The sequence below is a fragment of the Nocardioides sp. P5_C9_2 genome, from assembly GCF_054049555.1.
In genome coordinates this window covers 1-7188 of the sequence record NZ_JBFUMD010000172.1, presented here as the reverse complement: position 1 = coordinate 7188, position 7188 = coordinate 1, and the positions used below count along the sequence as shown (strand labels likewise).

The window sequence follows — 7188 nt, the reverse complement described above, 5'->3', positions numbered from 1 at the left end:
CTACAACGACTCCTTCCACACCACCGGCGTGACCTACCAGGCCGACAACCAGCCGAACCCCACGACGATCAAGGGTGCCGGGGTCGACGTCAGCACCCTCAACATCATCGGCCTCGGTGGCACCTTCGACTGGGGCGTGCACGCCTACGACCCGACCGGCGGCAACGGCGTCGACCCGCGCAACGGCGGGATCGTCGGCTCCCTGAGCTACGACACGACGCGCAACGAGCTCGATCCGCAGTACGCCGCCGCGGAGGACTGGCAGCCGGGCGTCCCGGACGTCCCGGTCAAGCTCTACGCGCCCGTGGTCTGCGGCACGCACGCCGGTGTGCCGTGCGACGCCAACGGCGACTACGAGCTCGACGCGGACGGCGGTGCCTACGCCCACGGGCAGCTGCTCAACACCTACCTGTCGGAGAACTGGGAGCGTCCGACGGGCTGCACGGCCCGCGACCTCGACGGCGTCCCGCTCGTGCACGGGGTCGACGAGGACCACCTGGCCCTGGACCAGGAGGCCGACGGCATCTGCATCCCAGCCTTCTCCCAGAGCGTCCAGTTCGGCACCTACTCGAGCGACCAGGGGACGGCGGCCGCCAACTTCGGGGCGTCGGTCAACGGCAACTTCGGATTCGGTGACGGCTGCTTCAACGGCACCATCGACGACAGCGCGCCCGGCTTCGACCCCGCGGCCCCCGTGTGCAGCGGGGACTTCACCCCGCTGCCCGCGGGCGACTACCTGGTGAGCCTGGAGATCCCCACGGACGAGGTCACGGGTCACCGCAAGTACCAGGTGACCGGCGAGGAGGACATCAACATCGCCAACGGCAACCAGGTCGTCCCCCAGGTGCCGCCCCCGGCGTGCGCCGGCTCGCTGCACACGGTTGACCTGCTCGGTGACGGCACGGACGGCTACGGACCGGTGGCCGGCGACGGCAACCAGGTGCCGCTCGGCGTCACCGTGCCCGCCTCCACCCCGGTGGACAACGCGACCTTCCTCGACATCGGCGGCTCGCCGTACGAGGGCCGGGCCAAGCCGCTCTGCGACCAGAAGCTGGTCACCCTCAACAACGGCAAGTCCGTGGTGCCGATGTTCAACCTGTTCACCGACGTGCCGCTGCCCAGCCGGCTGCGCGGCCTGATGATCGATGACGTCAGCTTCTCCAGCAACCCCAAGCAGACGTCGTACGGCGAGAAGGCCCCGGCGCCGTTCATGCCCGTCGGCATCTACGACTTCAGCAACCGGCTCGTCACCACCACCGAGACCGACTACAACGGCTTCTACGACGTCCTGCTGCCCTCCACCAACCACATCAGCTGCCCCACGCCGTCGGGCGTGTGCGCGGGGATGTACCGCTTCGTCGGCAACGACCCCGGCACACCGGGGCACGTGAACCAGAACTACAACCCGCTGTTCCGCACGATCGGCACCGAGTTCGAGGCGATGCCCGGGGTCACCATCCCCACCGACCTCGCGCCCACCCAGGTGGGGGTGATGATCTCGCGGCCGGGCACCGGGATGGTGCCGGCGACCTGTCCGGTCGAGGCGACCAGACCCCAGCTCTTCGCGGTCAGCCAGCCGTACGCGAACGCGACGGCCGCAACCTCGGTGACCATCCAGGGGACCGGGTTCGGAGCCACGAAGGGGACCGGTGCGGTGACCCTGGACGGGGTCGCGGTGCCGACGACCGGCTGGAGCAACACCCAGATCACGATGAGTGTCCCGGCCGGCTCGACGGTCGGCGCCCACCAGCTCGCCATCACCGCAGCCAACGGCCTGTCCACGGCCAACGGCCTCACCTTCCACGTGCTGGGGACCGGCTACTCACCGACGGTCCGAGCGGTCGGACCCGGCCGCCAGTACGCCACGATCCAGTCCGCACTGAACGCGGCGCTGGCGAGCAACGCCGATGACCTGGTGGTCGTCTACCCGAACACCGCCACGCAGGGGAACCCGCGCGGCGCCTACTACGAGAACCTGATCATGGCCTCGCCGGTCAAGCTCCAGGGCGTCGGGCCCGGCGGGTTCCAGGGGCCGGACTACGTGGGCGGCACGATCCTCGACGCGAGTGCCTTCGGCGGCGACACCCAGCTGGCCACCGACTGGTACTCCCTGCTCGACACCCTGACCTGGGACGGGAACCAGGCCCCCAACGACGGTGCGGGCGTCTACGTCATCGCCTCGCAGAACGCGACGACCGCCGCGGGCCGGGCACGCCAGTTCACCAGTGCCTTCCCGGCCGGGATCGACGGCTTCGAGATCAGGGGCGGCAACCAGCAGGGCTTCCCGGGCAACATCAGCGAGGTCACCGGCCAGCCCACCGGGCTGCCGGCCAACATCCAGACCCAGGGCGGCGCGATCTTCGCCAACGCCTACGCCCGCAACCTGCAGATCACGAACAACCTCGTGGACGGCAACGGCGGCAGCTACGGCACGATCCGCGTCGGGACGCCCGACCTCGTCGCGCCCGACACCGACCAGCACAACGAGAACCTGCGCGTCGCCCACAACCGGATCGTGTCCAACGCCGGCAGCAACCTCGCGGGCGCCGTCGGGGTCTTCGCCGGGGCCGACGGCTACGAGATCGCCGACAACGACATCTGCGGCAACTTCAGCCTCGAGTACGGCGCCGGGGTCAGCGTCTACGGCCGCAGCCCCGACGGGAAGATCCACCACAACCGGATCACGTTCAACTACGCCAACGACGAGGGCGGCGGCGTGATGATCGCGGGCGCGCTCCCGGCCAACCCCGACAACCTGTCGGAGGGCACCGGAGCCGTCGACATCCACGCGAACCAGATCCAGGCCAACCTCTCCAACGACGACGGTGGCGGCATCCGGTTCCTGATGGCCGGCGCCGACCCGATGCGCGTGGCCAACAACGTGATCGCCAACAACGTGTCCACCCACGAGGGCGGCGGCCTCGCCCTCAACGACGCACCGAACGTGCGGGTCGTGAACAACACGGTGATGAAGAACCTCACCACCGCCACGGCCGTCACCTCCAACGGCCAGCCGGCTCCCGCCGGGCTCGCCACCTCCCTCAACAGCGACCAGCTGCAGGCCACCCTGCCGGGGGGCTCCGCGACCTTCAGCGACCCGGTGCTCTTCAACAACATCTTCTGGGACAACCGTGCCGGCGCCCGGGCTGGCACGACGGTCACCGGACTGGGGCTCGCGGGGGACGCGACCCCGATCGACCACTGGGACCTCGGGCTCTTCGACAGCCCCTTCCAGCTGTCGCCGACCAACTCGGTGGTCCAGCAGGCCGCCGGCGAGCACGCCTACACCACGAGCCCCACCAACAGCGCGRCCGACCCGAACATCGTGGCGCCGTACGACCTGTCGGTCTCCTTCGCCTCGTGGCGCCAGAACCCGTCGTTCGTGGACGCCACGCTCACCGCGGTCGAGGCGCCGGCCGGGCAGCTGGGTGACTACCACCTGGCCACCTGCTCGGCACCGACGCCGTCCCCGGCCTGCAACCTCGGTGCCGCGTCCAAGGGGACGGCGCCCGCCCCGACGACCGACTACGACGACGAGGCCCGTCCGGCTCTCGGCGGCTACGACGCGGGCGCCGACGAGCTCGGGTCCTCCGTGGTGGTGCCGCCGCCGGCTGCCGACCTCTACTTCTCGACCGGGGGCGGCAACCCTCCGGGGGTCACCGGAACCGCGGACAGCGGTGACATCTACCGGCGGAGCGGCACGACCTTCAGCCGGTCGATCGACATCACCGGCGCTCCCTACAACCTGTCACCGTTCGCGGCCCACGACGTCGACGGCTTCACCCGGGTCGACGCCACCCACTTCTACATGTCCTTCGCCGGCGCCACCGCTGTCCCGGGTCTCGGCACCGTGCCGGACGAGGACGTCGTCTACTTCAACGGCACCAGCTGGACCACCTGGTTCGACGGCACGGCACACGGCCTGCCCGGCGGGTTCAACATCGGCACCACCAGTGTCGTCGGCTCCACGCTCTACTTCACCACCGCCGACACCCAGGTCCCCCCGGGAGCGGGATCCGCCACCTCCGGGGACAACGCGGACGTCTACCGCTGGAACTCGGGCGGCGCCGGCAACACCTACACCCGGGTGGTGGACGCGACCAGTGCGCCGTACGGACTGCCCAACATCGGTCTGGCCACGTCGGCCACCAACCCGGCCGTGGACGGCCTGGTGTACGTCGACGCCACCCACTTCCGGATGACCTTCAGCAACACCACCACCAACGTGCCCGGGCTCCCGGCCGGTGGGGTGCAGGACGAGGACGTCGTCTCGTTCGACGCCAGCACCTGGTCGGTGTCCTTCGAGGGCACGGACGCCGGCCTGACCTCGGGGAACCAGGACGTGGACGCCATCTCCGGAGCCGGCAGTGCCACGCCGCCGCCCCCGCCGCCTCCGCCGCCGCCCGTCAACGACCCGCTGTACTACTCCACCACCGGCAACCTCCTCCCGCCCGGCGCGGGTGGGACCGCCGACGACGCCGACCTCTACCGCTGGGACGGCACCACCCACACCCGGAGGTTCGACGCCAGCGCGGCGGGCCTGCCGGCCGGCGCCAACATCGACGGCCTGGACCGCGTCGACGACACGCACTTCTACGTGTCCTTCGCCGCCGACACCGTGCTCCCGGGAGTGGGGACGGTCCAGGACGAGGACGTGGCCTACTACAACGGCGTGACGTGGTCGGTGTACTTCAACGGCACGGCACGCGGCCTGACCGGAGCCGGTCACGACCTCGACGCGATCAGCATCGTGGGCGGGAACCTGTACTTCTCCACCCGCGGGATCGTGAACCCGCCCGGGGTGGGCGGCACCGCGGACGACGCCGACATCTACCGGTGGAACGGCACCTCGCTCGCGAGGGTGTACGACGCCTCCGCCCACGGCCTGCCGTCGTACGCCAACGTCGACGGACTGGTCTGGCAGGACGCCACCCGCGTCCACCTGTCCTTCGCCAACGCCGCCACCGCCCTGCCGGGCGCGGGGACGGTGCAGGACGAGGACGTCGTCCGCGACAACGCCGGCACGTGGTCCGTCTACTTCGACGGGACCAACCACGGGCTCGGCACCGCCGACGGCCTCGACGTCGATGCCTTCGACCTCCCGTAACCCAGACCCCCACGTGCGAACGGACCAGGTGACCTCGATGAACCCACGGAACGCCCCATCGGACGACGCGTCACGCGGCGGGAGCCGCAGCCGGGCCGTCGCTCTGCCGGACCCGAGCATGGGTCGCCGCGGACTCTTCCGGGTCGTGGGGGGCACGGCGGCGCTGGCCGGCATCGCCTGGGCCGGCGGGTGGCTCACCCCCGAGGACGCCGACGGCGTGCCGGGTCCGCCGGACCTCTACCTGGGTGGCACCGACGGGTGGATGTCGCTCCCGGTGTCGCCGGCCTCCAACATCGCGCCGTTCCACCCCGACGTGCTCGCGCCGGCCCCCTTCACGACGTACATCTTCGGGTTCCGCAACGTGACGGGACTGACCGACACCCAGCGGGCGGCCCAGAAGAACAAGGCCCAGCACTCGGCGCCGCTCTTCTGGGTGGACCAGTACGACCCGGCCCACCCCAAGGACTTCCGGGTCGAGCTGACCAACCTCGGCCTGGCCCTCCGACCGGACCTCTTCGACGCGCACACCCTGCACTGGCACGGGTTCCGCAACGTGATCCCGTTCTTCGACGGTGAGCCCAGCGGCTCGGTGTCCGTGCCCGCCGGGCGCTCGTTCACCTACGTCTACCGACCGCGCGACCCGGGCACGTACATGTACCACTGCCACGTCGAGGACGTGGAGCACGTGCAGATGGGCATGACGGGGCTGGTGTTCGTGCGGCCGCTGCAGGACGGGCAGAGCCACGGCGGCTTCACCCGCTTCATGTACAACGACGGTGACGGCTCGACCGGCTACGACCGGGAGTTCGCGATGTTCCTCTCGGAGGTCTGGGCCGAGGCGCACTGGGCCGACGCGCACATCCAGCTGCCGGAGTGGAGCGACTACCGCGCCGACTTCTGCCTGCTGAACGGCCGGGTCTATCCCGACACCATCGCCCCGAACGGCTCGATCGACCCGTTCCACCCGGTCCGGGACGCCAGCGGCGACCTGATCGCGCCGGCCGGGCACCCCGAGCTGCAGTACCAGCCGCACTCGTCGCTGGTCCGCTGCAACCAGGGGGACCGGGTGGCCCTGCGCTTCGCCAACCTCGGCTTCCGCGAGCAGGCCATGTCGCTCAGCGGTCTCCGCATGCGCGTGGTGGGGCGCGACGCCACCCCGATGCGCGGCCGCGACGGGACGGACACGTCGTACGAGACCGACACGCTCAACATCGGCCCGGGGGAGAGCTACGACGCCCTCTTCACCGCTCCCGCCTTCAGCGGCGGGCAGGGCTCGAGCGGCGCCGGCTACGACACCTACATGCTCTTCAACCGCAACTACCAGGGCTCGAACAACCTGGCTCCCGGCGGGTTCGGCGGCCAGGCCACCGAGATCCGTGTCCATCCACCAGGCGTGGTGGGTCAACAGCAGTATCCCAACGACTGGGGGGTCTGACCGCCATGTGGAGAGCACGCACCCTCAGGACCCCCCGCCGGCGATCCGCGCTCGCGGCGGCCGCCTCGGCCAGCCTCCTGTGCCTCGTCACCGCGGGAGCCGTCTCGCCCGACGCCAGCTCGGCGCCGCCGCCGGCACCGCCGGACGTCGGGATCGTTTGCACCCCGGGGGTCGGGGGCGACCCCACGCACCCGATCTACGACCTGACCACGAAGACCGGATACATCAGCCTCCCCGACGGCAACACGGCCTTCATGTGGGGCTACTCCGCGGGCTTCGACGACTTCCAGCACCCCGGCCCGGTGCTCTGCGTGAACGAGGGCGACACGGTGACGGTGATCCTGCACAACACCTTCGCCGAGCCCGTCTCGGTGGCCTTCCCCGGGCAGGTCGGCGTGCTCGCCGACGGCGTGGCGGCGGCACCCGAGGTGGACGGACAGGGTCGGGTGACGTCGCTGACCGACAGCGCCGCCGCCGGCGGCACCATCACCTACAGCTTCAAGGCCGACCACCCGGGGACGTTCCTCTACGAGTCCGGCACCAACCCGGAGAAGCAGGTCCGGATGGGCCTCTTCGGCGCGCTCATCGTGCGCCCGCAGATGGGGGCCGACCACGCCTACGACCGCGACGACAGCAAGTTCACGGC

3 protein-coding genes are annotated in these 7188 nt (G+C 70.7%); all 3 read left to right on the top strand.

Features of this window, described 5'->3' with window-relative positions:
* The first annotated feature begins 28 nt into the window (after positions 1-28).
* Entirely contained in the window at positions 29-5107 is a 5079-nt protein-coding gene (locus ACXJKL_RS10400) for an IPT/TIG domain-containing protein (RefSeq protein WP_457206986.1), read from the top strand.
* A gap of 118 nt (positions 5108-5225) precedes the next feature.
* The gene (locus ACXJKL_RS10395) at positions 5226-6542 is read left to right on the top strand and encodes a multicopper oxidase domain-containing protein (RefSeq protein ID WP_457206985.1); all 1317 of its coding nucleotides are present in this window, start codon (positions 5226-5228) and stop codon (positions 6540-6542) included.
* A 5-nt stretch (positions 6543-6547) separates the two neighbouring features.
* A partial coding sequence (locus ACXJKL_RS10390) for a multicopper oxidase domain-containing protein (protein ID WP_457206984.1) occupies positions 6548-7188 on the top strand: 641 nt, incomplete at its 3' end.

Excerpts from the sequence above, each read along its gene's own strand:
- ACXJKL_RS10395 (WP_457206985.1), top strand. The coding sequence starts at position 5,226 with ATGGGTCGCCGCGGACTCTTCCGGGTCGTGGGGGGCACGGCGGCGCTG.